The 24,026-nt window shown below is 59.3% G+C and carries 22 protein-coding genes; 9 read left to right on the top strand and 13 right to left on the bottom strand.

The features are described 5' to 3' along the window. The first annotated feature begins 19 nt into the window (after positions 1-19). The 3 genes from BSL82_RS08615 to BSL82_RS08605 all read left to right on the top strand — a co-directional run bounded on the left by BSL82_RS08615 (position 20) and on the right by BSL82_RS08605 (position 2,810). A complete protein-coding gene (locus tag BSL82_RS08615) occupies positions 20-496 on the top strand; it encodes a nuclear transport factor 2 family protein (protein ID WP_226998679.1) in 477 nt (158 codons plus the stop codon). Between the two features lie 32 nt (positions 497-528). Further along, entirely contained in the window at positions 529-1,332 is an 804-nt protein-coding gene (locus BSL82_RS08610; RefSeq protein ID WP_072596910.1) for an enoyl-CoA hydratase, read from the top strand. Positions 1,333-1,427: 95 nt separating this feature from the next. Next, positions 1,428-2,810, top strand: coding sequence for an MFS transporter (locus BSL82_RS08605; RefSeq protein ID WP_072598692.1), 1,383 nt, complete (start codon positions 1,428-1,430; stop codon positions 2,808-2,810). Between the two features lie 116 nt (positions 2,811-2,926). On the opposite strand, the gene BSL82_RS08600 is transcribed toward BSL82_RS08605, so the two are convergent. The 9 genes from BSL82_RS08600 to BSL82_RS08560 all read right to left on the bottom strand — a co-directional run bounded on the left by BSL82_RS08600 (position 2,927) and on the right by BSL82_RS08560 (position 13,529). Beyond that, on the bottom strand, positions 2,927-5,137 hold the full coding sequence (locus BSL82_RS08600; protein ID WP_083579117.1) for a molybdopterin-containing oxidoreductase family protein: 2,211 nt from the start codon (positions 5,135-5,137) through the stop codon (positions 2,927-2,929). A gap of 143 nt (positions 5,138-5,280) precedes the next feature. After that, entirely contained in the window at positions 5,281-5,871 is a 591-nt protein-coding gene (locus BSL82_RS08595; RefSeq protein ID WP_158010756.1) for a hypothetical protein, read from the bottom strand. A gap of 98 nt (positions 5,872-5,969) precedes the next feature. After that, a complete protein-coding gene (locus BSL82_RS08590) occupies positions 5,970-7,070 on the bottom strand; it encodes a helix-turn-helix domain-containing protein (protein WP_226998678.1) in 1,101 nt (366 codons plus the stop codon). 432 nt (positions 7,071-7,502) lie between these two features. Continuing rightward, entirely contained in the window at positions 7,503-8,561 is a 1,059-nt protein-coding gene (locus BSL82_RS08585) for a CaiB/BaiF CoA transferase family protein (RefSeq protein WP_237267738.1), read from the bottom strand. Positions 8,562-8,578: 17 nt separating this feature from the next. Next, the gene (locus tag BSL82_RS08580) at positions 8,579-9,322 is read right to left on the bottom strand and encodes a nitroreductase (RefSeq protein ID WP_226998677.1); all 744 of its coding nucleotides are present in this window, start codon (positions 9,320-9,322) and stop codon (positions 8,579-8,581) included. Further along, positions 9,315-9,770 (bottom strand): Zn-ribbon domain-containing OB-fold protein, encoded by a 456-nt coding sequence (locus BSL82_RS08575; protein WP_083579116.1) that lies wholly within the window; start codon positions 9,768-9,770, stop codon positions 9,315-9,317. Before BSL82_RS08575 ends, BSL82_RS08580 begins: the two co-directional genes overlap by 8 nt. Next, a complete protein-coding gene (locus BSL82_RS08570) occupies positions 9,767-10,945 on the bottom strand; it encodes a thiolase C-terminal domain-containing protein (protein WP_072596903.1) in 1,179 nt (392 codons plus the stop codon). Before BSL82_RS08570 ends, BSL82_RS08575 begins: the two co-directional genes overlap by 4 nt. After that, positions 10,942-12,201 carry a CaiB/BaiF CoA transferase family protein gene (locus tag BSL82_RS08565; RefSeq protein ID WP_226998676.1) on the bottom strand — a complete coding sequence of 420 codons (1,260 nt, stop codon included), beginning with the start codon at positions 12,199-12,201 and terminating at the stop codon, positions 10,942-10,944. Before BSL82_RS08565 ends, BSL82_RS08570 begins: the two co-directional genes overlap by 4 nt. A 104-nt stretch (positions 12,202-12,305) precedes the next feature. Then, complete coding sequence (locus BSL82_RS08560) at positions 12,306-13,529, bottom strand: amidohydrolase family protein (protein WP_226998675.1); 1,224 nt, start codon at positions 13,527-13,529, stop codon at positions 12,306-12,308. Between the two features lie 529 nt (positions 13,530-14,058). On the opposite strand from BSL82_RS08560, the gene BSL82_RS08555 reads away from it, so the two are divergent. The 5 genes from BSL82_RS08555 to BSL82_RS08535 all read left to right on the top strand — a co-directional run bounded on the left by BSL82_RS08555 (position 14,059) and on the right by BSL82_RS08535 (position 19,904). Beyond that, complete coding sequence (locus BSL82_RS08555) at positions 14,059-15,363, top strand: amidohydrolase family protein (protein ID WP_072596899.1); 1,305 nt, start codon at positions 14,059-14,061, stop codon at positions 15,361-15,363. Between the two features lie 134 nt (positions 15,364-15,497). Beyond that, the gene (locus BSL82_RS08550; protein WP_072596898.1) at positions 15,498-16,415 is read left to right on the top strand and encodes a LysR family transcriptional regulator; all 918 of its coding nucleotides are present in this window, start codon (positions 15,498-15,500) and stop codon (positions 16,413-16,415) included. Continuing rightward, complete coding sequence (locus BSL82_RS08545) at positions 16,412-17,356, top strand: LysR family transcriptional regulator (RefSeq protein ID WP_072596897.1); 945 nt, start codon at positions 16,412-16,414, stop codon at positions 17,354-17,356. Before BSL82_RS08550 ends, BSL82_RS08545 begins: the two co-directional genes overlap by 4 nt. A gap of 243 nt (positions 17,357-17,599) precedes the next feature. Then, complete coding sequence (locus BSL82_RS08540; RefSeq protein WP_083579114.1) at positions 17,600-19,225, top strand: MFS transporter; 1,626 nt, start codon at positions 17,600-17,602, stop codon at positions 19,223-19,225. A gap of 10 nt (positions 19,226-19,235) precedes the next feature. Then, positions 19,236-19,904 (top strand): cysteine hydrolase family protein, encoded by a 669-nt coding sequence (locus BSL82_RS08535; RefSeq protein ID WP_158010755.1) that lies wholly within the window; start codon positions 19,236-19,238, stop codon positions 19,902-19,904. Between the two features lie 2 nt (positions 19,905-19,906). On the opposite strand, the gene BSL82_RS08530 is transcribed toward BSL82_RS08535, so the two are convergent. Genes BSL82_RS08530 through BSL82_RS08515 form a run of 4 tightly spaced genes read right to left on the bottom strand, consistent with a single transcriptional unit; the run spans position 19,907 to position 22,503 of the window. Further along, the gene (locus tag BSL82_RS08530) at positions 19,907-20,257 is read right to left on the bottom strand and encodes a hypothetical protein (protein WP_072596895.1); all 351 of its coding nucleotides are present in this window, start codon (positions 20,255-20,257) and stop codon (positions 19,907-19,909) included. A 46-nt stretch (positions 20,258-20,303) separates the two neighbouring features. After that, complete coding sequence (locus tag BSL82_RS08525) at positions 20,304-21,062, bottom strand: SDR family NAD(P)-dependent oxidoreductase (RefSeq protein WP_158010754.1); 759 nt, start codon at positions 21,060-21,062, stop codon at positions 20,304-20,306. Further along, positions 21,053-21,577, bottom strand: a complete 525-nt coding sequence (locus tag BSL82_RS08520) for a nuclear transport factor 2 family protein (protein ID WP_072596893.1) — start codon at positions 21,575-21,577, stop codon at positions 21,053-21,055. Before BSL82_RS08520 ends, BSL82_RS08525 begins: the two co-directional genes overlap by 10 nt. A gap of 17 nt (positions 21,578-21,594) precedes the next feature. After that, positions 21,595-22,503 carry an NAD-dependent epimerase/dehydratase family protein gene (locus tag BSL82_RS08515; RefSeq protein WP_226998674.1) on the bottom strand — a complete coding sequence of 303 codons (909 nt, stop codon included), beginning with the start codon at positions 22,501-22,503 and terminating at the stop codon, positions 21,595-21,597. 312 nt (positions 22,504-22,815) lie between these two features. On the opposite strand from BSL82_RS08515, the gene BSL82_RS08510 reads away from it, so the two are divergent. Next, positions 22,816-24,006, top strand: coding sequence for an acyl-CoA dehydrogenase (locus BSL82_RS08510; RefSeq protein ID WP_193408599.1), 1,191 nt, complete (start codon positions 22,816-22,818; stop codon positions 24,004-24,006). Positions 24,007-24,026: the final 20 nt, after the last annotated feature.

The following is a 24,026-nucleotide window of genomic DNA, read 5'->3' as shown; positions in this document are numbered from 1 at the left end:
TTTATGGTCCGGTTCAGGAATGAAAATGTCCAAATCTCTTGAAGACAGAATAAGGCATCTGGAGGATATAGAAGAGATCCGTCAGCTTCGTATGCGTTACCACATAAACACCAATGACGGTCATTTCGACCGCATGTGGGAACTTTTTACGGAAGATGCCTATGTCGACTTCGGCTACATCTCTCGCGCGCGCGGCCGAAGGGAAATAAACGAGCTGTTTCTTCGTATTCCCCGCAATCTGCCGCTGGTGAAGCAATTCATTCACAATCATCTGGTGGAGGTGGATGGCGACGAGGCGACCGGCGTCTCTTATCTGGATGCCCGCTACGCGCAGGACGGCGATAGTGTGATGGTCGCTGCCCGTTTCGACGAGATTTACACGCGCACATCAGAAGGGTGGCGGATCAGGCAGATGGGTCTCGAGCTCTATTTCTCGGTTCCGATCACGCAGGGCTGGGCCGGAGATCAGTTGAATTACGTCAAACCTTTCACCTGAGATTCCGGGCTTCAGTTCCGAAGGGACAAGCGATGGTCTATGAGCAGATACTCTACGCCACCAATGATGGCGTTTGCCGCATTGCGTTGAACCGGCCCGAGCACCGCAATGCCCAGGGCCGACAGCTGCTGGAGGAATTGGATGACGCAATGCGCCGCGCGGAGAGCGATTCCAATGTCCGGGTCGTTATCCTCGCCGCCGAAGGCGCGCACTTCTCCGCCGGTCACGACCTGAAGGAATCGCAGCGGGACCGTCCCAGCCTTTCAGTGGAACAGCGTTGGGAATGGGAAGAAGAGCATTATCTGAATTACTGCCTTCGCATCTGGGATCTGAAAAAGCCCACGATCGCGGAGGTGCACGGCGCCTGCATAGCTGCCGGTTTCATGCTCGTGAACATGTGTGATCTGATTGTGGCGTCTGAGGATGCTTATTTCGCGGACCCGGTCGCTCACAGCATCGGCGCGGCATCCGTCGAGGTGCTCGTGCATCCTTGGGTGCTTGGGGCGCGCAAGGCCAAGGAATTGCTCTACACGGGTGGTAAATTGACTGCGGCGGATGCGATGGCCGCCGGCATGGTCAATCGCGTGGTGCCGCGAGGCGAATTGGAGACCGCCACAATGGAGCTGGCGGCACGCATCGCCAATGCGCCGCCCTTCGGTCTGCGTCTCATGAAGAAATCGATCAATCGCCTGCTGGATATTCAGGGTTTTCGTAACTCCATCCAGGCGCATTTCGATACGCACCAGCTTTCACACGAATCCGAGACGTTCCGCTCGGCCACCCAAAAGGGACTTTCTGGAACAATCCGGCAAGGCAAAGCCAAGGCTGCCAGCTGAAGGTTGGATTGTTTCCATGTTCTGCTCTGGCGTGATCGGGCCGGTTCGGCGTCACGGCACAAGGAATGAGGCCTGTTGTGTCGATCGCGCCTGAAATGTCTTCGCTCAGCCCAGCCGCAGCGCGCGAGGGGCGGCGCAGCTTGCCGCCGTGGGCACGACTGTTGCTGGTTTTCAACCTGATTTACATTTTGTCTTACGTCGATCGGCAACTGCTTAGTCTGGTTGTCGGGCCTGTCAAAGCCAGCCTGAATCTAAGCGACGTGCAGATCGGGTTCCTCCAGGGCTTTGGCTTTTCGATGGTGCTTGCGGCCTCCGCGCTGCTCACTGCGCGGCGGGTGGATACCGGCAACCGCGTGCGGTTGATCGGCCTCGCCGTCATTGCCTGGTGCGTGATGACCATCATGTGTGGCCTGGCGCAAAGTTTCACAATGCTGCTCCTCGCGCGGACAGGCCTCGCGGTGGCCGAGGCGGTGGTGCCGATGGCCGTGCTCTCGATCCTGTCGGATGTAGCGCCGCGTTCCACCTTGCCGCGGGCGGCCGCCCTGTTCATGACGTCGCCTTACCTTGGCAGCGGCCTGGCATTATTATTTGGCGGCGCGCTTCTGGCATTGATGGCGCCTTATGAAGGCGTGGTGCTGCCGGTCATCGGCGTGTTCGAGCCTTGGCGCGGCCTTTTCATCATAATCGGTCTTCCAGGCATTCTGCTGGGCCTGCTCGTGCTCTTTTTGATGAAGGAACCTGCCCGTCCCAAAGGCGGAGCGATTGCGGCGAGCCAAGTTTCCGTGTGGCCTTTTCTGCGCAAGAATGCGCTGTTCCTCTTCACGATGATGTCGTTCTATGCGTTCCTGAACAGCCTTGCGATGTCGATCTATGCCTGGACACCGGCATATATGATCCGCGTGCACGGAATGGATGCGGCGAGTGTCGGCTTCTCCGTGGGTCCCATGATCGCCTTGAGTGGTGTGAGCGGCTGCATTCTCGGCACCTATATGATGAGCTGCAAAACGCCCGAGCGCGCGCTCAGCCATGTGGTGCGGCAATCGATGCGGCTCACCGTATTCGCAACGATCCCGCTGCTCCTGATGCCCATCGCGCCAACGCCCTGGCTTGCGGTGCTCTTGTTCGCGATCGGGTTGTTCCTGAACGCCGCCGTCATGTCATCGACTTTGACGCCGATCCAGCTGTTTGCCCCTCCCGAACTGAGGGGGAGGGCAACTGCAATATGCAGTCTCTACACGTCAGCCATGGGCGGCATGGGGCCGCTCGCCGTCGGTGCGCTTGCTGACTTTGTGTTCCCCACGCCCACCGGAATCGGTTATGCGATGGCGGTATCATTCGGCGCTGCGCTGCTCATCGCCTGGATCGTCGGCCCCATATCGGTACGCTGGACGTCGCGTATGGATGATATGCGCATCGCGGCCGCGGCGGAGCGCGTTTCAGATGAACCTCGTAAGCCGGTTCGTTTGCAGCTTGGCTGATAAACCTGGTTTCCTGTCGGCCAAGCCCGAAGATATTCGGCTGAAGCTTGCCAGCTCAATCGCCGGACGCAATTATGCTGCCAAGCCGCTCTTCAACCTCGCGATGGAAAGCGCTGCTACGGCCTCTTCGATATCCGGACGGGAACCGCTCCCATGCGAGGGATGCCGGAAATAGGGTCGAATTCCGCATCGGCACTTAAAAGCCGGCCAGTATTGCATCCCAAGCCTTCGGGATCGTCAGTCTCATCCGGATTGCCGCCGAAGCCTTGGGTAATCGACAGGCATCCTCGCAGGAGTCCCGCGTCAGGCTGGACTATGGCAGTGATCGAGCCGTGGCGGCTGGTGATTTCCACCTGACCGGACGGAACAAGGCGAAGGTCGGCAATGTCGTCTGGATGTAGAAAGGCGGGATTGGTCGGTTCCAGAGGGGCCAACTTCGGATTTAACCGACCGGATGAGTTCATCATCCGGTTCGTCCGCCGGGACACCATCATGAAGATACGGTGACTGGCCTCCGAGCCTCCAAAGGGCGGTGGTTGGAATGCCGCGAGTTCTGCCATCATCCGTACATTGCCGATATCCAGTCGCGCCTCACACTCTGCCGTTCGTGGAAGGACTCGCAGTTGGGCCTCGTTGAACATCCGTCCGTGCGGATAGCTTTTGACCACGTCGAGCGGGACGCGCGATTTGCGGCAGCCGAGCGCAATGAGGTCATCGTCGGTCGGCTTGGAAACCATGTCCAGCAGATCGATCTGCGTTTCGATTTCGAGATGCTGGCCAATGCCGAATGCCGTTTTCATCGCCAGCTGCAGGCCCATGCGCTGCGCGAGACCATAGTACAGTTCCCAATCGGCGATGACGTCGGCGCCTTCTGGAGGAGCGACCACGGCAGGAAAGTATCGGCCATAGGGACCTTCGATCCCGCGATTATGTCCGTAGTATTTTGCGCTCTCGACGAGAGCGGATGTGCCCGGCATCTCCAGCGTCAGCTTCGGGGCAATGACGTAATCCGAGATGCGCGCAGTGGCCGACATTTCAAGGTCCGCCGTCACGAGCAGATCGAGCGACTTCAGCGCAGCGAACGCGCGATGCTGATCCGGCCACGCCATCATGGGGTTTCCGGCCATACAGAAGAGGGCGCGAACGCGGCCTTCGCCTTCGGTGAGAATTTCGTCGGGCAGCGCCCCAGTGGGCATTCCCGCCGCATTGTACCCCAAGCCGCGCATACGCAGACGCTCACCTGTTCCCCACGCCGGAAAGGGGGCCATCGGCTCGGCGCGAGGCTGATACGCGGGAAGCAGGACGTGCGGCTTGGTGACGCGATCACCCGCTCGAGACCAGAAACCGCATAGCGTCATCAGGCAGCTAGCAAGATAGTCAGTCAATGTGCCGGTGAGCGAAAAACTCGGACCTACACCCGTACCGATCCCTGCATATCGTGAATTGGCGAATATTCGCGCCGTCTCTTCAATCGCGGCCGGATCGACGCCCGCCATCGCACCTGCGCGTTCGGGCGGAAAATCGTCCGTCACTGCCTTTAGAGACGCAAGCCCCATCACGTTTTCATCAAGAAAAGCGGAATCTTGGAGCCGTTCGCGCAGAATCACGTGGATCATCGCGGCAAGTATCGCTGGATCGGATCCTGGCCTCGCCTGTAGGTGGAGATCGGCGCGGCCAGCAGTCTCCGTCTCCCGAGGATCGATGACAATCAGCTTCATCCCGCGGCGATCGACCGCTTCCTTCAATCTCAGGCCCGGGTTATTCGGCGGGAAACCTCCGGATCGGCTGATCAACGGATTGAGGCCGATTAAAATCCATGCCTCCGCTTCCTCGAAGGGAGGATGCCCGGCAGGCCAGTGACCGTGCAACGCCTGCGCGATTGGCGCGCCCGGCTTGTCAATTGCGGTCGCGCCGAAAACCATGGGCGAACCAATCGCCTCCATCCAGGCCGCGGCGATGTTGACATTCTGCGGGAAGGTGCACAGTCCCGTGCCCCAGTACAATGCAACAGATCGCGGTCCGTGACGGGCTATGATCGACTGGACCCGCTGCGCGATCTCGTCCATCGCATCATCGCTCGAGATAGGAGCATAGGTTCCGTCAGGCCCACGCTTCCTGCTTGAAAGCAGTCGGCTAGGACCATTGTGGTGTTCAGGAAGGGCGCGCCCCTTGGGGCAGGTATAGCCTTCGTAAAGCGGTGCGTTGCGGTCACCGGTGACCTTGGTTGCCCGACCTTTCTCTACGGTAACGAGGATTGGGCAGTACGATCCGCAAAGGCGGCAAAGCGCAGGTCGAATCCCATTCTGGTCTTCCGCCGCAGTTTTCACCAGGACAGCCTCCTCTGAAGTCGGCGCCGGCCTTCATCAAAAAATGCAGCCGCGCACTGTCACCATGAGTGCCATTCCGGGGTCAGATCGCCCGTTCCTCGAGCGCACCATCAATTGCCGGAAAGGGTAATCGGCGTCGTCCGTTAGCGATCGGCCAACGTGAGGACGATCAGCGAAGCCGGCCGCCGTCCCGGGTTGGTAAAACGCGCTCTGGCCCCGCCAATCCATTTCACCGCACCCTCTTCCAGTGACAATGGCCGGACCTCCCGGTCGATCGTAAGCTGGCCAGGTGTAAGGGCAACGATGAGATCACCAGAAACGGTTTGCCGCGAGCCCGGTCCGATCTCCACGCGTGTTATCTTGCCTTGGGGAAAGTCCAGCACCGCTTGGTCCGGGGCTGCCATCGCGCGGGTCGCAGCGGGTCCGCCGGGCTGGGTGAATTCAATGCCGATAACCCAGAATTCCCTGCCGAAAGGCGTGCTGACGCGGTGGGTGAGAGCGCCAATCGTCGAATGGGGAATATAGCTGATCGCCCCCCGCGTGGAAAGGTTCGGCTGCGGCTGCGAACCCAGAATCTGACCCAAGCTTCGGGTGGAGCGCAGGACGATGCCGAGTTGATCGCGCCGGTGCCGGTGATAGACGCTGCTCTCGCCGGGATTCATCCTCACGCTGTAGACGTCGATGCGATCATTGCGGAAGACGAGCCGGTGCATCGGCTCTTCGAGAACGGGCAAGATGTGCTCTGTTTCGGCCAGTGATGGTGAGGAGGCAAATGCCGCGACCCAAACGCCCAACGAAAACCATCCGGGGACTGACGACATGGCGACTCTTGTCAGTTCATCAGTGGAGGATGCAGCGCTTCACGCAAGGACGTAGAAGGACGAGTGACGCCTTCATCGACCGGACCCTCCATCCACCGCTGGGTTTCGTCGTCGTTCACCGTGTCCTTTTGAGCCTTGTTGCTGAGTGTTTCACGCACTTCGCGTGGAGACTTGGAAAACTGATTGCGGAAGGCGCGACTGAAATGCGCGCTGCTCTTGAAGCCGATCGCATAGGCGATTTCCGATATGGTCCGCCGGGCGAGGGCGGGATCGGTCAGTTGCTGATATGCACTGTTCAGCCGGGCCTGCCAAAGATAATCATAGAATCGCGTTCCCTTGCTCTTCAGTAGATAATGCAGGTAGCGCGTTGAAATGCCACAATCCCGGGCGACCTTTTCGGTCGTCAATTCAGAATCGGAATAATTGAGTTCCAGATAATCCATCAGCCGTTGCAACTTCACTTCGCGAACGCTGAGTGAACGGCCTTGTTCGGCCCCTTCCTGGTTGACAGTCCTGAAAAGCGCGTTGAGCGCCGAAAGCGCCAGCGTTTCGGCGGAAGCGCGGTCAAGATTGTCGGACTCTTCATAGAGTGAAAGAAACAGGTCCCGCGCGATGCGAGCGCCGCCCTGGGTCGTTGAAAAAGAAATTGCGCATAGCCGGCGTGGCTCGGGAATGGCCTGACTCACCAGGTGAGCCGGCGCGGTGATCTGATAGGACAGGTGTTCACTCTCGTCGTCGGAAAGAGTTCCGATGCAAAGAGGCTCGTTGCCATAGGACAAAGCGAAACTACCAGGCTCAACGGTCGCGGTCCGCCCATTCTGGGTTATGGTGATCGCGCCCCGCATCGGCAGCCATACGAGAAAAGTATCGGAGCTGTTGCTGCGCACTTCCTTCAGCGTTCTTCGTGTCACAGTGTGGATACCGATGGTTCTGTGGCGCGAGATCGGGATATAGCCTGCAAATGACCTGGAGTTGCTGAAGTAAAGATCCTCCCTGTCCTGATAAACGCTGCAATCCGCTGTATAGAAGTCACGGCGAATTGAGGAGAGTAGCATATCCCGGTGATCTGCGGTAAAATTTCGTCCTTTAAACTCGTAAAGAGACCGTGTCATTATCCTACTCCTCAGGTTTTTATTGGGTTTTCCCCATTTGTTAATATCTTGGATTTTCCGGTTTCGTCCCCCTGCCTTCCGGCAATGCGTTATGCCGCTGTTGCTCGCTGCCGAGAGCGGCCTTTGAAAGCAGCAGCGTCTTCTTCCCGCATCTCATTCGGGAAAGGTTTTCCATCGCGTCGGGCCTCCTCAAGGGAAGGTTTCCAAAGCTCAGGAGATGTCGCTCCGCGAGTGTCACCCCTTATGGGTATGTTCGCTCACAGACTAATTCCAATGCCATTTTACCATGGTCATTGCATTTGGTTATAGATGGGCTGGGAGTCCAGTATTTGCGCGCCTTTGAGGCGTATGCCCGGCGCGCTCGCACCGCCTGTGACGCCGATTCGCCCGGTTGTCCGACGCCCGACCGGAATTCTCCCGGCCGAGGCCTGGCTAAATGTCTTTTGCGCGGGAAAATGCCGCGAGCGCAGCTTCCGGAGTCATCGCCACCGCTCGCGTGGGAGTGGTGCCGGAAAAGCGGGGGGCGGGTGAAGGGATCCAGCCGTTGTCGTCGTGGAAAAATCCGTTTCTCGCGACATGATGGGGATGCCGTGGGGCCTCTTCCATGTCCAGCACAGGGGTGCAGCATGTCTCTTGGCCATGCATGCGCTCCATCCATTCATCCCGCGTCTGCGATTTGAAGACTGCGGCTACGCGGTCGCACAGTTCTGGCCAAAGCGCGGGGTCGCCGGACGACTCCTCTCCCAGTTCCGGAACGGAGATCACTTCGGCTAAAGCCCTGCGGAATTTCATCTCCAGGGCGCCCGCCGCCACCCATTTGCCATCCTTGCACTGGTAGCAGCGATAATAGGGGCATGCGCCGTCCAACGTGTTGGACTGTCGGGCGTTGTTCCAGAATCCTTGACCGTAGCGCTCGTACTGCATCGAAAAGAGCGTTCCGACGCCATCGATCATCGCCACGTCAAGAACCTGCCCTTTGCCGCTACGATGCGCCTCCAGCAGCGCTGAGAGGACACCAAGACAGGCAAACATGGAACCGCCCCCATAATCCGCCACGAGATTAAGCGGAGGGACGGGCTGTTCCTTCGGGCCGATAGCGGCAAGAGCGCCTGTAAGGGCCAGATAATTTATGTCATGGCCCGGTTCGCTCGCCATTGGGCCTGTCTGCCCCCATCCGGTCATGCGTGCGTAGATCAGCCTCGGGTTGCGAGCCAGGCATATGTCCGGCCCCAGACCAAGCCTTTCCATCACTCCCGGCCGATAGCCTTCGATCAACACGTCGGCGCCGGCGACAAGGTCGAGCACAAAGGCCACGCTCTCCGGCTGCTTTAAGTCGTGCTCCACGACCGGGCGGTTGGCTATATGCGCGCCCTCCTTCCGGCCTTCTACATGGGCCGGACGGTCGATCCGGATAACGGTGGCACCCAGATCCGCCATGATCGTCCCGAACAGGGCGACCGGTCCGACCGCCGAGATCTCAACGATTTTCACGTTTTCCAGCGGGCGGGTCATTCCGACACCCAGGTCACGATTTCGTCGATGTCGTCGCGGCGTGTCCGGAAGCTGTTGGCCGGGTGATCTGGATCGCCATAACCAAAGGAGATTCCGCAGACGATTCGCCGATCATCGGGAATGTCGAAGAATTGTCGTACGGTGTCGGACTGCATCGCTATCGCGGCCTGCGCGATGGTGTCGACGCCAAAGCATTGCGCTGCGGTCATGAAGTTGGCGACATAGCTCCCGCAATCAACAGCGCCGTACACCCCCAGGTCGCGATCCGACGTGATGACCGCAACATGTGGCGCACCAAAAAACCTGAAATTCTCCAGCGTCTGGCGACCGGACGCCTCGCGGTCGCCGTGAGCGACGCCTACGGCTTCATAGAGTTGCCAGCCCGTTTCCCTGCGCCGCTCCTGATAACGCCCGCTATAGCGAGCGGGACGCGGAAAGTCGGTTTCAAGCGACTGGCCTTCCGGCGATGTTGCTGCCGCCATCAATGCTTCGCTGAATCGGCGCGTGGCGTTTCCACTTGTGATGTAGAGTTGCCAAGCTTGGGAGTTGCACCAGGAAGCCGTGAGTTGGGCGATCCGCAAAAAGGAATCGATAGTCTTTTGCGGAACGGGCTCGGGCAGAAAACCCCTGCAGCTATATCGCCGTCCTAAAAGCCCGGCAAAGATATGAGCGTCCTTTGGCTCATCTTCCGGCCGATCGAAAAAATATTTTTTTTCGACACTTTTAGTCAATTCAGTCACCCCGAACTACGCGCCAATGGACAAGGGCATAAGGCGAACCGGCCTCATTGTGGTGCTCGTATTCGGCTATGACTTCTGACCCGATCTGCACCTGCTGCATCGGATCGCCCAGAAGATTGCCAAGCATGCGCACATTACCCGCATCGGGCAGTTCGACCAGTACAGCAAGAAACGGGGTGTGGCCCTTCAGGGCCGGATGAACGGGGTGCCAGACGCGCTCGAAGCTGTAGATGCGGCCGCGCGGAGTCACCTCCTTCCATTTCATGTCCCATGACAGACACTTGTGGCAAATCCATTCCGGCCCCCATTGCCAGCCTCCGCAGGTATCGCAGCGTTGAACCACCAGGCGGCTTTCCAGCGTGGCTTCCCAATAGGGTCGTTCCAGTTCTGGCTCGGCGAGGGCAGGAGTTCCAAGACCTTCCGGCAGGTAATATTTGGATTCTGTCATAGCGTTGTTCCGCTTCCGAGCAGCAGGTTGGACGAGGGCGAAACCATCGGACCAGACGCGACGAACGAGATATTCGCGTCCGGCACCTGTGATGTGGAAGTGCCCCTGATCTGCCTGACCCCCTCCAGAATATGGCCCATCCCATGCACATAGGCTTCCGCGAGATTGCCGCCGCTGGTGTTGAGCGGCAGGCGTCCCGAGGGCGCGGTGAGATTCTGGAGGGTAAAGAACTCATTGGCTTCGTCCGGCGCGCAAAAGCCATGCTCGATCAGGCTCATCAGCACGCCGCCGGTGAAATTCTCATAGGACTGCGCCACATCCACATCGGCAGGGGTCACGCCGGCTTCGGCGAACAGGCGGGGGGCGACGGTGGAAAAGCTGGCAGATCCATAACGTGGGGCGTTGTGGATACGCGCCTGATTGCGATATTCAGAGCCTTGCGCCGCGCCTATTATGTAGGCGGGTTTCTGTTTCAGGTCCCTGGCGGCTTCAGCGGACATGACAACGACGGCCGCCGCGCAGTCATTCTCCATGCAGCAATCGAAAAGGTGATGCGGTTCGACGATCCAGCGGGATTCATCATAGGCCTGTTCGGAAAGCGGCCTTCCATACATGAGCGCGTTGGGATTGGCCTGCGCATGGTGATAGGACGTCATGGATATTGCCCTGAGCGCATCCTGATTTATGCCATGTTCATGCATGAAGCGCGTCACGCGCATCGTGTACCACTGGATCGGCGTGAGGAGGCCATAAGGCGCGACATAGGCTGCGTCGCGGCCATAAGCGCCGATCGTGCGCCCGTCGCCATATCGGCCTTCCGGCCCCTGTACGATGCCGCGATAAACGACCACGCAGGACGCGATACCCGCGATCACGGCAGCGGCGGCATTCGCAACGGCCGCGGAACCACCCCCGCCGCCGCCCCAGAACAGGTTGGCGAAGCGCAGTTCCTCGATGCCCAGCGCCGCGGCCATGCGCGAAGGATCGCTACGGTCGAAGTTGAATGAGCTGAAGCCGTCGATCTTGCGCGGATCGATGCCTGCATCCTCTGCAGCGGCGAGAACAGCTTTCAGCGTGAGTTTGAACTCGCTGTCCGGCGAGGTGCCACGTTTGTAAAATTGCGATGCACCTATTCCGACAATGGCCGTCTTGCCGCGAAGTTTTTTTTCGGTCACGCGGCGTCTCCCGAAACCGGATGGGGCACAGGTTCGCCTTCCAGAAGTTGAACCACACCCTGTGCGGCAAGGGCATCTATTTGCGCGTCGCTGTAGTTGAGTACGCTCTTCAATATCTCGCGGCTATGCTGCCCAAGCAGCGGCGGCGGGGTAGGGTCCACCGCCGGCGTCAGGGTCATCTTGATCGGAGACTTTATAATGGGGATCCGCTCGGCCGTGGGATGCGGTATTTCCGCGATCATATCCCGTTCGGCCGTCTCGCGCGCCATCAACGCTTCGCCGACGCTGCGCACTTCACCGCATGGGATGCCTGCCCGCTTGAGGCGATCCGACCAAAAAGCGCGACTCTGGGTGTTGAACAGGGCGGCAAGGAGATCGAACAGAACGGCAAAGTTGGCATTCCGATGCTCGACCGAATCAAACCGCGGATCATCGAACAATTCAGGCTTTTCGACGACCTGATCGCAGAAGTTGCGGAACATCTTCTGTCCTGTGCACGTAAACCAGATGTCGCCGTCGCTGCACCTGAACTGACCCCCTGGAACGCCGAACTTGGGCTTGCGGCCCAGCGACACGGGGCTCTCGCCAGAGGCCAGGAACTGATAGCCCTTGTACGACAGGTCGGCGATGGCCGTGTCGTACATTGCGGATTCGATGAACTGTCCCTTGCCGTGCAGCTTCCTGGCATGAAGCGCGGCAAGGATACCGATGGTCGCGTTCATTGCTGTCGTGATATCGACAAAGGGGACACCGCCGGGCACCGGATCCTCGCCTTCGACCGCATTCAGTGCGGAAACTCCGGTTTCCATCGAAATCGCGGAATCATATCCGGCGGCATTTGCCAGGCGGCCGGTGCGGCCATAAGCGGAAATCGAACAATAGATCAGCTGGGGAAAGCGAGCCTTGATCGAATCATAGTCCAGCCCGAATTGCTTCATGACGCGCGTCGTGAAGTTTTCGAGAACGACATCGGCGGTGGCGATCAAGTCCAGCGCAATCTTACGTCCCTCTTCGGTTCGCAGATCAAGCGATATACTGCGCTTGTTGCGGTTGAGCGCGAGGTAGAAAAAGCTCTCCCCGCCGAGCTTCGGTTCCGGCAAGAGGTTGCGTGTGTCGTCACCGGACACGATCTGCTCGACCTTGATGATCTCGGCGCCGAAATCGCCCAATATCTGTGTGGCAAACGGTCCCGCCAGCACGCGGGAAAAATCGACAATGCGGATATCGGCCAGCGCCTTGGGCGATGGCTCCGGCAATGGACGATAAGATGGAATCTGCGGCCGTGCGGGCATTCGCTAATCCTGGGATATATTGTTGGAAAACGGGCAGGAAAGGGTTTGCCCTTCCTGCCGACTGCCCGTCAGGCGCGGTATTTCTGAGGTATGTCGAACTTCAATATGCGCGCCGCGTTCAGGCCAAGTAACTTCGCCCGAGTTTCTTCCTTGAGATGGCCCATCTGCCGTTCGATCGCCTGGGCGGAATGCGGCCAGGTACCTTCGTGGTGAGGATAGTCGTTGGCCCACAACGCATTCTGGACAAGGTTGAAATCTTCCACCAGCGCAAGGCCTGAGCGATCCTCGCTGAACGTCGAGGCGCCGCTGGCGCGATAATAGTCGCTCGGCAATCCATGCTTCAACTTCGGCCGCGTCCAGAAGTGATGCTTGAGATAAGCCTCGTCCATTGCGTCAAGCGCCCAGGCTACCCAGCCTATTCCAGCCTCGATCAGCGCGAAACGGAGCTTCGGGAAGCGGTCAAGCACGCCCGACGCGCAGATGTTGGCCATCGGCTCTACGGTCGGAAGCAGGGAATGGATCACGTAGTTGATGACTGCGCCGCCCGCGCCGCGCGAGGTGCGGGGGTCGCGGCCTGTGGAGACATGGAAGGTGAAGGCGAGGTCAGCATCCTGTATGGCCGCCCACATCGGATCATAATCCTTGTGGTTATAATTGGTGTGCGACGGGTCCGAAGGGCCGAACACGGGCTTGCACGGCAGCGTCAGAACCCGGTAGCCCATCTTCGCCACCCGCTCGATCTCGCTGACCGCATTCGCCACGTCGATCGTCGGGATTGTCGCGGCAGGATTGCAGAAATCCTTGTATGGGCCGCAAAGCTCCCACGCCCAGTCATTATAGCACCGAGAAAGCGCGAGGCAGAACTCCGGGTCTGTCGTCCCGAACACGAACTGACCCGCGCCATTCGGAAATATCAGTTCGCCATCGACGCCGTCGGCCAGCTGGTCCGCGATGCGTAGACGGATGGCGGTGTCGTCCACAATGCCGGGGGTCGCCGTATTGGAGCGAGAGCCGCCGGCGACGCTGCGATATTTGTCTTCACCCTCCATCGGGGCTTCGTAGATTTTTTCGCGGCGTCCGTTTTCCAGGCCAACCATCCATTTCACGCCATCGCCGTCAACTTCTACACGGGCGAGCCGCGAATGGAATTTGGAATCCATGCGCTCATGAAATAACTTGGCAGGGGGCGACAAATGTGTGTCGCACGAGATCATGAAATATTTGTCATCGGACTTGGCGTAGGGAGATTTGTTCCAGTTTTCACTGCCGCCGGGCGTTTCGAGACGCCACATATTCTCGGAATTAACTTCGACCGGTTCAGAAGGAGCAATACCAGAACGTTCCAGTATCGTTGCCATTTCGTCTCTCCCAATGCAAAATCATCTCGAATTCAATTACGTCAGCCATTCTGGGTGCTGGCGAAGGTTGGGTCCAATATCCTTTTCCCGCTATTATTGCTTTTCGTTATGCGTCAGGAGACCGCGCCGGTTGAGGACGGCGCTTGCGCCCAATCTCACGGGTAATGTGCTCGGCTGTTTCATAAGGTGTCGGCATTGTAAACTCGAAGCGGCAGGGACTGATTTGTCATATGCGTCCTCGCCCGAGGGGCCGGTCCAGGACAATCGCTGCTTCTGCGCACGCGCTTGACTGGAGGCGAAACGGCGAACGGAGGTGTCAATCCAAGCAAGCCTGGGTGCGTTTCTGGTGAATACAGTCAGGGTCCGTCCGTGCCTAAACACTCCGGCCAGTTGTTGGCGTTGGCGCAGCATGGTCTCCGCCGTTGCCGCTTCGCGAAAGCTGCCGCCGGAAAGGACGCACCGAATGGTCGAGCCCGTCTTGTTTACAAATGTGAATCTGTTCGATGGCCACGGACTTCGTGGGCAGGGAATGGCGGTTCTCTGCCAAGACGGGAAAATCAAGGCCGTGGACCGGGATGGACAGTTTCCAGCCGGTCAAAAGCGGCTGGATCTGGGCGGCCGCACCTTGATGCCTGGTATGACGGTCGGTCATTGGCATGGGGAGTTTGTCAGCATCGGCCCGCCCATGTTCGCCGAGGGGCGAGGGGGCGTATATCTGGGTACCGAATTACCACCGGCCTTGCTTGCCCTTGCAGGTGCCAATGCGTTGCGGATCGCGCTCAACTCCGGTGTCACCCGCGTGGTTGGGGGCAGTTGCAGCAACGATCTGGATGCGCAGCTCAAAATGGCTGTGGAACACGGTCTGATCGTTGGGCCTCACATAACCGCGGCGAGCAGGCATGTGGTCGCGACCGCCGATCACGAGGACCGCGGTGTCTGGTGGCGTTCGGACCCACCGGCGCATCATGACGTGCGCCGTATAGGGCACAATGTTTTCGCCGATGGTCCGGCGGCTTTTTGCAAGGCGGTGCGACAGGAGATCTGGCGTGGTGCGGAGATCATAAAGCTGGTGCCGAGCGGGGGTCATGGTTACGGCTGGAGCAGCCGTTACCGTGGGCTCAACAAGGCGGAGCTGAACGCGGCCGTCACTGCTGCGCATGAGCGGGATGCGCGGGTCCGCGCGCATACATCGACGAAAGAGGTCATCCTGGAATGTCTGGAGGCCGGTGTCGATATCATCGACCATGGCGATTATATGGACGATAGCTGCATAGAGCGGATGGTGAAGCAGGGTACGATCTTTTGTCCCAGTCTGCTCTTTACCAAAATGGTCAGCCACGCAGGTGGGCCGGATCATGACGAGGCCGAACAGCACGATCGCGCGTGGACGAATATGAAGACGATGTTGAAGCGTGCGAATGAGGCCGGCATCACCATCGTTCCCGGTGACGATTATGGAGCGATGGGCATGGAACATGCCGAGGGCATTTATGCCCGGGAACTCGCTGTGTACGTCTATGATTACGGCATTGCGCCAGTGGATGTGCTGCGCTGGGCGACGCTAAACGGGGCAAAGCTCGCCGGACGGGAGGGAAGCAGCGGCGCGATAATTCCCGGGGCAGACGCCGATCTCATCGTTGTGAACGGGGATCCCGTCGCCAATATCGACATACTTTCACGACCGGATGAATATCTGGACATTGTGATGCTCGGGGGTCGCTATATTCGTAACAGGCTTGATCGGGAGACGCCGGTCGGGGCATCCTGATGGCGCTAAAGGAGGCCTCGGTAAAGAAAGGCCGGGGCGGTTCAGGATAAAATGGCATTTAGCAGCAGACTTGGCGGTGCTGGCTGGGGTTTCCTTCCCATAGCTTTTGGTTATACTGCGACGGAGAGGTCGCGGTGGACTTTCAGCTTCGTTTCCTGAGCTATTTCCTCACCATAGTGGAGGAGCAGTCCTTTTCGAAGGCGGCGACGAAACTCGCCATTTCGCAGCCTTCGCTGTCGCAGCGTATCCAGACGCTGGAAGCGCAACTCGGTTTCCCGCTCCTGATCCGTTCGGCGCATGGGGTGGCTCTCACTTCCGAAGCGCAACGGCTGCTGGAACCTTTTCGGGAACTGGTCGGAAGGGGCCATCGAATCGCGCGGCTTGCGCGGGACATTCGCGAGGGCGAACAGAGGCCCATCCAGTTGGGCGTAACGATGTATTCCGACTATCCGGAGCGGGCAAATCTTATCAACGCATTTCTGGACGCTCACCCTGGTAAACATGTTCAGATTGAGACCATTTATACGGTAGAGTTGTATTTGGCATTGCTAAGCGCGAGGTACGACCTCGGATTTTCGGTGGGGCCGCCGCCTGACGATGATTTCGAGTATCTCGTCATCAGGCATTTCCGGATGGAACTTCTTGTCCCGCTTCAGTTGCCACTGTCGCAAACGGATGAGATTCCTTATGAGGCGCTCGCCGGCGTTTCCATCGCTTGTATTCGCAGGCAACGCTTTCCGCGCCTGTTCGATACGGCGCTTCAACCTCTTGAAGAAGCGGGCGCGATCTTGACCTATCCTTCGGATCAGACGCCCATGGGGTTGGTTACGCACGGGCGGACTCACCAGCAGATTGTCGCAATGCCCATTCCGTTCGTGAGCGATGAAGCCTTGACGGGTGCCGGCTTTGTCCGTCGGCCGGTTCGGGGAATGGACCCGCCCGTTGCCCTCATGCTTGTCCGCCCCAAACAGGCGCCCACCCACGTCAGCACATTGATGTGGGAATTTGCCCAGGGCTGGATCTCCCGCAGGGAGAAGGAACAACGGGCGTGAAGCCATTGAATATCAATACCCGCTATCTGCGTTACCTTCTCGCCGTGGTGGATGAGGAATCCTTTTCCCGGGCGGCGGAGCGGTTGCGCGTGTCTCAGCCCGCCATTTCGCGGCGGGTGCAGATGATTGAGGATGAACTTGGCTTTGCGCTGCTGGAGCGGCTTCCGCGCAAGGTTTTGTTGACGCCGCAGGGCAAGGCGATGCTTCCGGCGCTTCGTGATCTTCTGCACTCCGCGGAAGAAACGGGCGCACTGGCGATGCAGCTGTTGTTCGAGCGCGCTCCTGCGCCAAGGATTGGAGTCGCCGTCTATGCCATCCAGCCAGAGCGCAGCGCTCTGCTGGCAGATTTCGAGGCGGCGTTCCCCAATGCCTCGTTCGAAATCGAGACGGGCTATACGCGGGCATTGCTTCACGGCCTTTGGGAAGGCAAGTTCGATATACTCGCCGTCTCCTCGCCGATACCGGATAAGCGTTTTGAGTATATCGCGCTGCGGTGGTTCCCCGTTCAAATGATAATCGCCGAAAGTTCTCCGTTGGCCGCGCTCGATGCGATTCCCTTGGAAGCATTGTCCGGCCTGTCGATATCAACATGGGAACGGCAGAGACAGCCGCGCATGTTTGACGAGATGATTGCACCGCTTGAGAAGGCCGGCGCCCGTCTGATCTTTCCCGAGGACCAAGGCAGGCTGGGCATCCTCACCCATGCGGCGGAGCATGGAATTGCCGCCATGCGTTCCTTCGATGAATATGGCGACGATGATCTTCGGCGTGTCGGCATGGTCGCGCGGCCGATGGAAAATATGCGTCCCGTGGCGGCGCTTATGCTTTTGCGCCTTGCTGGAAAGGAACGTGCTTCAGCGCGCCTGTGGAGCTTCGCCCAGGGTTGGGCGAGGCAGCGGGGAATAGCTCAGCGCCGGGAAGATATTTCCCTAGCAGGTTAGAATATCATCCGCAGTCGGGCTGTTGCAGTGCTCTCCACCGGTTGATGGCCGGCGTTTTGCGTACTCAGGCAATGCGAGGAGGTTGGTTTCGACAAATCATGGTGAACCCTTATCCGATGAACGCGGCTATCGTGCGGCAGGCAGGTTGGGCTTTTGGGATTTGGCGGTGGCAGGTTATTCAAGCCGATCGGCTCGTTCGTGGCTCGCATGACTGAAACACAGACCGCCCCTCCAAGGCAAGGCATGGCCGCCCCGCTGCGCATCCCGCGCTTTCGCCTCATCTGGACCGCAAGTGTGCTCTCCAACCTGGGGCTGCTCATTCAGGGCGTAGGTGCGGCGTGGGCGATGACGGAGTCCACAGGCGATGCAACCCTCGTGGCCATGGTGCAAAGCGCGACCTTGCTGCCCATGCTGTTGTTTACGCTGCCGGCCGGAGCCATGGCGGATATGTATCCGCGCCGGGTTGTTGCACTTGTCTCCGTATTCATATCCCTATGTGGTGTCTCGACCCTGTTCGGCTTGTCGCTGGTCGGCGCCATCACGCCGGGCGCGCTGTTGGCGCTCAGCTTCGTCGCGGGATGCGGCATGGCCTTCTTCTGGCCGTCATGGCAATCCTCGGTGACCGAGGACGTGCCTGCCGAATTACTGCAACCAGCGGTGGGACTGAACAGCCTCAGTTACAATTCGGCGCGCGTCGCCGGGCCGGCCGTCGGTGGACTCATTGTTGCGGCTGGCGGGGCTGTCATCGCCTTCGCCATCAGCGCTTTTCTTTACCTGCCGATGATCTTCGCCCAATTGCGTGCCGCGCCCGAGCGCCAAATGCCCCGGCTTCCACCAGAGCGTCTGGGAAGGGCGGTTGTATCGGGCGTGCGATATGTTTTCCACTCGCCCGCGATTCTCAGCATTGTCATCCGCGCCTTCGCGCTGGGCGCGCTGACCGGCTCGGTCCACACGCTCATGCCGCTGATAGCGCGCGACCTTTTGTCGTCGGGAGCGAACATATTCGGGTTTCTCCTTGGTACATTCGGTGCGGGCGCGATTATAGGCGTTTTCCTGATGCCCCATCTGCGCGCGCGCTTCGGCGTGGAAGGCAGTGTTTCGCGCTGCATATTTGCCCTTGGCTTAAGCATCATTGTGGTGGGCGTCAGCCGCTCGGCCGTGCTCACGGCAGCCGCTCTTCTGGTCGCCGGCGCCATGTGGATGAGCGTTTCGCAGTTCTGTAACGTGAACCTGCAGATGCTCGTGCCACGCTGGGTCGCCGGGCGCGCCGTTGCGTGTTTCCAGGCGGCGATTTCGGGCGGCATTGCGTTGGCGGGCGTTGTCTGGGGCCTTCATTCGGATCGGTTCGGCGTCGGGTCTGCGCTTGTGACCTCGGGCGTACTCACCGGCATATCGTTCTTGCTTGGGCGGCTCTGGCCGGTGCCCGACGGCGGCAGCGCCTATGTCGCGTCGGGCGAAAGCCTGCCCGATCCACAAATCCGGATAGCTGTCTCGGGTCGAAGCGGGCCGATCACGATTGAGGTTGAATATCGGGTGCCGCAGGATCGGGCGCGCGCCTTTTACCGGTTGATCGAGGCTGTGCAGCTCAGCCGCAAGCGCAATGGTGCCTATGCGGTGTCGATCTCTCGTGATCTCGGCGATCCCGAGATATGGATGGAGCGCTATCATTTCCCGACCTGGGATGAATATCTTCGGCAGCGCGATCGCATGACGAAGCAGGAGCGCGAGCTTCAGGACCAGGCGCTCGCATATCACGCCGGCGGCAGTCCAGTGACGGCCAGACGCTTTCTGGAGCGGCCATATGGTTCGGTGCGCTGGAACGAGGAAAGCGCTGATCCCGGGTTCGACAACATCCTGCCATTGAACTGAAGGAGAGATGATGACCGAGGCAATGCAAGCTGCTGCCCATCCGAACAGTACACCTGATTGGGCGCAAGCACGCGCGCTCTTCGATTTTCAGCAGATTGACCTCGCAAGGACCGCGCTTCTGGTCATAGATCTGCAGAACGGTTTCATAGAACCGGCAACGTCGGCGGATGCGATCATTCCAAGGGTGAACCGCTTGGCGAAGGCTCTGCGCTCGGTGGGCGGCACGGTGGCGTATCTGCGCCATACCGGCAGCGATGATCCCGCGCTATCCGTTCCTGCATGGCAGAAGGACATCCCCGCGCTCGCTCGGCTGGATCGGCGAATGCGGCCTGAACGGACCGAACATCGTCTCGACAGTCGGCTCGATGTCCAAGCGGATGATCTCATAGTCGATAAATATCGCTACAGCGCATTCATAGCCGGGTCATCGACGCTTCATGACGAACTGCGCGACCGCAAGATAGAAAATGTGATTATCACCGGCGCGTTCACGAATTTCTGCTGTGAATCCTCCGGACGGGATGCATTGATGCTGGGCTACCGCGTGATCTTTGTGTCCGATGCGACCATGGCGCGAACGCCGCAGGAGCACCAAATGGGACTGACGGCCATGCAACTGGCCTTTGCCGATGTCAGAAATACGGAATCGACGGCCGCGCTGATCGCGAAACCTCGCTAGGATCAGGACTTGCTGGCAGGGGCAGGAGGGGGGTTCTTTTTCAGACTTTCCGGGCCACGCGCATTCATCAGGGCATCGCTTTCCTGCACAAGCGCTTTCCGCGCGACCATGAAATCCGCAATTGCCTGACGTAGCCGCTCCGGCGAAGGCCAGGGACTTTTGGCCGCCTGGCCTTCGCCCGGTCCATTCACGCGACGTTCGAGCCAGACGGATTCACCCTCGAAGTGGACATGCTCTGGATTGGCCAGCAATTGCTCGCCCACATCGCGCAAGAGCGACGCCACCGCGTCCAGATATGCCAGCGATTCCACATAGCGGCTGTGCGCAACTAGATAATCGTCGATAACGTGCATTCTACGTCCTTCCCCCCTACGCCGTTACGATGTGCGATCTGGCTCTTCATGTGTCATCCCTGCGGGCAGGCCGCGTCAGATGCATGCCCCCGCTGACCGGCAGGTTATGGCCGGTAAGATAGGGCGCATGGACAAAGGCCATGACCGCGTCGGCAATATCCTTTGGCAGCGCGACTCGACCGAGGGGGATTTCTCGCGCGCGTCGTTCTTCAGCGCCCGGCTCCGCATAAATGTGCGCCGCCATACCGGTTTTTATCGGACCGGGCAGGATTGAGTTTACGCGAATGCCGCGTGGCCCGAACTCCAGCGCCGCATAGCGGACAAGGCAATCGGCTGCCGCTTTTGCGCAGGCGTAGGGAAACATGGGGAGAAGCGGCTGGTTCGCGCTGGACGAAGAGATCAGAAGAATAAGACCACCATCCCGCATCGCACCGGCTGCATGCCGGATGAAATGGACACTGCCGACATAGTTGACGTTGAGTGCGCGCTCGATGTCGTCGTCGCTTGCATCCTTTATCAACCCCGTGGGTGCGATTGCTGCCGCGTTGACGGCTACATCGATCTCGCCCAACTGTTCTTTGGCCTGCCGGATCATCGCCGCCATGCTCGGGGGCTGTGCAGCGTCCGCCACAATGGCGATCCCGCCGATCCGGGTTGCAAGCGCCTCCAGTCCCTCGCGCCGCCGCGCGGCGACCGCAACCTTGTAACCTTCCTCGGCCAGCCGCTCGGCAATGGCCCAACCGCTCCCTCCTTCCGCCGAGGCGCCAAGCACCACGGCGTTTCGGCTCGTGTTCCCTACGCCCATTGATCCGCCCATCCTTTTAGCGGCTGCAACGACCGGGCGTGCGGCGAGTGCTGCAGCGAGCTTGTCTTGTGCAGGAAGCGCACACCGGTGTTGGAGCCTATGGCGTCGTTTCCTTCGCGATAGACCTGTCGCGATTGCCGTTTGCGCAACCGCCAGCCCTTTGATGTCCGGACATGTTCGTCTTCGTACCAGCCTTCTCCGTACCAGTAATCGCCCCCTTCCGCACCAGATCTTACCAGACGATATTGGCCATAGGTAATGCTGCGGGCGGTGTCTCCGTTCAATTCTATGATGAAATTACTCATCGAGTGGCGCGTGCTGTCGAATATCCGATGAAAAATCTCGAAATCATTTTTGAACATAGCAAGGTCGGTCCATGGTTCCCGCTCTCCATGACGGACATGCAGCCCTTCCGATGCGAATATCTCGTCAAAAAGATCCCAGCGCAGGCTATCGACTGCAAAACCATAGAGTATCAGGCGGGATCGGATATCCTCCCGGTCGTCCAGCGACATGGCATCGTGTCCTTTGGCTATGCGTTGCGAGGCTGAAACCGCTCCCGGTAGCTGCCGTTCAGAATGTCGTCGATCAGGTCGATGTGGCGAGGCGCCCAGTCCAGATCGCGACGGGTTGCAATGGCGCGGCATCTGCTGCTCACCGCGAAGCGGTAGGGCGCGTCCAGCTTGCCCCAAAGGTCGCACATCTCGTCATAGCTTATGCTGCGGGCCTCGCAGCCCATCACAGCGGCCACGGCTTCGGAGATCGTCCGCCAGCAGACTTCGCCGGCGACGGCGTGATAGAGAGCCCCTGGCCGTCCTTTTTGCAGGGCCAGAACGAAAATCTGCGCCAGATCCTCTACATGGACATTGGTGTAAAGATTAAGGCCATAGCCCAGGTAACAGGCGGCGCCCGCCCGGGGTACCGCATCGAATATCCAGGGTATTTGCCCATTGCCGCCGCCATTTCCCCAAATCATCGGCGGACGGACCACGATTCCGCGAACGCCTACTTTCGCCGAACCGCGGACCAGTTGTTCGCTTTCCATCCGAACCCGGGTCCAGAGCTTTGAATCGAAAGGATCGTCTTCGGCAAAACTCTCCTGATTCCATTCACCCAATGGCGTGTCGATGGACAGACAAGAGGTGCCCGATGTCATGATCAGGGGCTTACCGCTGTCGCGCATGGCGCGAATCATCGGCTCCAGGATTTCAGCTTCTCTGGCGAAGTCCACCCGCGCGGCGAATACCACGCCGTCATGCTCCTGCGCCAGTCGCGCCATCAGTTCTGCGTCGTCTATCTGTCCTTCGATCGGCCGCGCGCCTAGTTGGCGGATGCCTGCCGCGCTTTTTTCGTTTCGGGCGAGGGCGGTCAACTCATGACCTGCCGCTCTCAATGCCTGTGCGACATGCGATCCCAGAAAGCCATTGGCGCCGAAGAGCAAGATGTGAATGATGGTCCTCCGCTCTCATGAATCCGGCAAATGCTATGGGGCTATCCGAGGTGAAACACGCCCCCCAAGTGCCAGCCCTGTTGACGCAACCCGCAATTGGCGAGGCGTTCCCATCCCGCTTTTTGGATTTACGGCGCACGAAAGTGTGCAAAAATGTCATTTATTATCGGGTATTTAGCTGACGGCAATTGAGCGGTGAATCCATGGGATCATTTGGGACCGCGGGTGTATGCCGGGTGTGCGGCAGGCTTTTCCTGCCAGGGGCGAACCGTTACCAACGCTGGCCGATGAATGAGGAACTCCATGGCAGATTTAGAATCCTTGCCTTTCGACTGGGCGGATCCATTCGCCCTCGACGCGCAGCTATCCGATGAGGAGCGGATGGTCCGCGACACCGCGGAAGCCTATGCGGCCGAGAAACTTCTTCCCCGTGTAAAACACGCCTATCTGGAAGAGCAGTTCGATCGCGAGATCATGAACGAAATGGGCGCGCTGGGCCTGCTGGGTGCAACTGTTTCGCCGGAATATGGCGGCGCTGGTCTCAACTATGTGAGCTATGGTCTGATCGCGCGCGCGGTGGAGCGGGTGGATTCGGGCTATCGCTCGGCCATGTCGGTGCAATCCAGCCTCGTCATGCACCCCATTGCCGCTTATGGCAGCGAGGAACAGAAGAAGAAGTACCTGCCGCGGCTCGCCAGCGGGGAATGGGTCGGCTGCTTCGGCCTTACGGAACCGGACGCAGGGTCGGACCCCGGTTCCATGCGCACGCGGGCCAAAAAGGTCGACGGCGGATATCTGCTTTCGGGCGCCAAGATGTGGATTACAAATTCACCCATCGCCGACGTCTTTGTCGTCTGGGCAAAGTCCGATGCGCATGACGGCAAGATCAGGGGGTTTTTGCTCGAGAAGGGCATGGCGGGCCTGTCCGCGCCCAAGATCAGGGAAAAACTGTCGCTTCGGGCCTCCGTCACCGGCGAAATCGTGATGGACAATGTTGAGGTGCCGGAAGCAAATCTGCTGCCTCAAATCCAAGGACTCGGCGGTCCGTTCGGATGCCTCAATCGGGCCAGATATGGTATTGCCTGGGGTAGCATGGGCGCCGCCGAAGCCTGTTTTCACGCGGCTCGCGCCTATACCCTGGAGCGCAAGCAGTTCAACCGGCCGTTGGCCGCGACGCAATTGGTGCAACTCAAGCTTGCCAATATGGTGACGGAGATCGCGATGGGCCTGCAGGCCGCGCTGCGGGTGGGGCGGCGTCTTGACGAGGGCGAACTCGTGCCCGAGACGATCAGCCTCATCAAGCGCAACAATTGCGGAAAGGCTTTGGAGATCGCCCGCATTGCGCGCGACATGCATGGCGGAAACGGTATTTCTGCGGAATTTCAAGTCATGCGGCACGCCGCCAATCTGGAAACGGTCAATACTTATGAAGGCACGCACGATGTGCACGCGCTTATTCTCGGCCGAGCTATTACTGGGATTGCCGCGTTCTGACTGTTTTCAAGGAGCGTAAA

Source organism: Tardibacter chloracetimidivorans (assembly GCF_001890385.1).
GTDB classification, from domain to species: Bacteria; Pseudomonadota; Alphaproteobacteria; order Sphingomonadales; family Sphingomonadaceae; genus Tardibacter; species Tardibacter chloracetimidivorans.
Note: the sequence above shows the minus strand (reverse complement) of the source record. Positions and strands in the feature narration are given on the sequence as shown.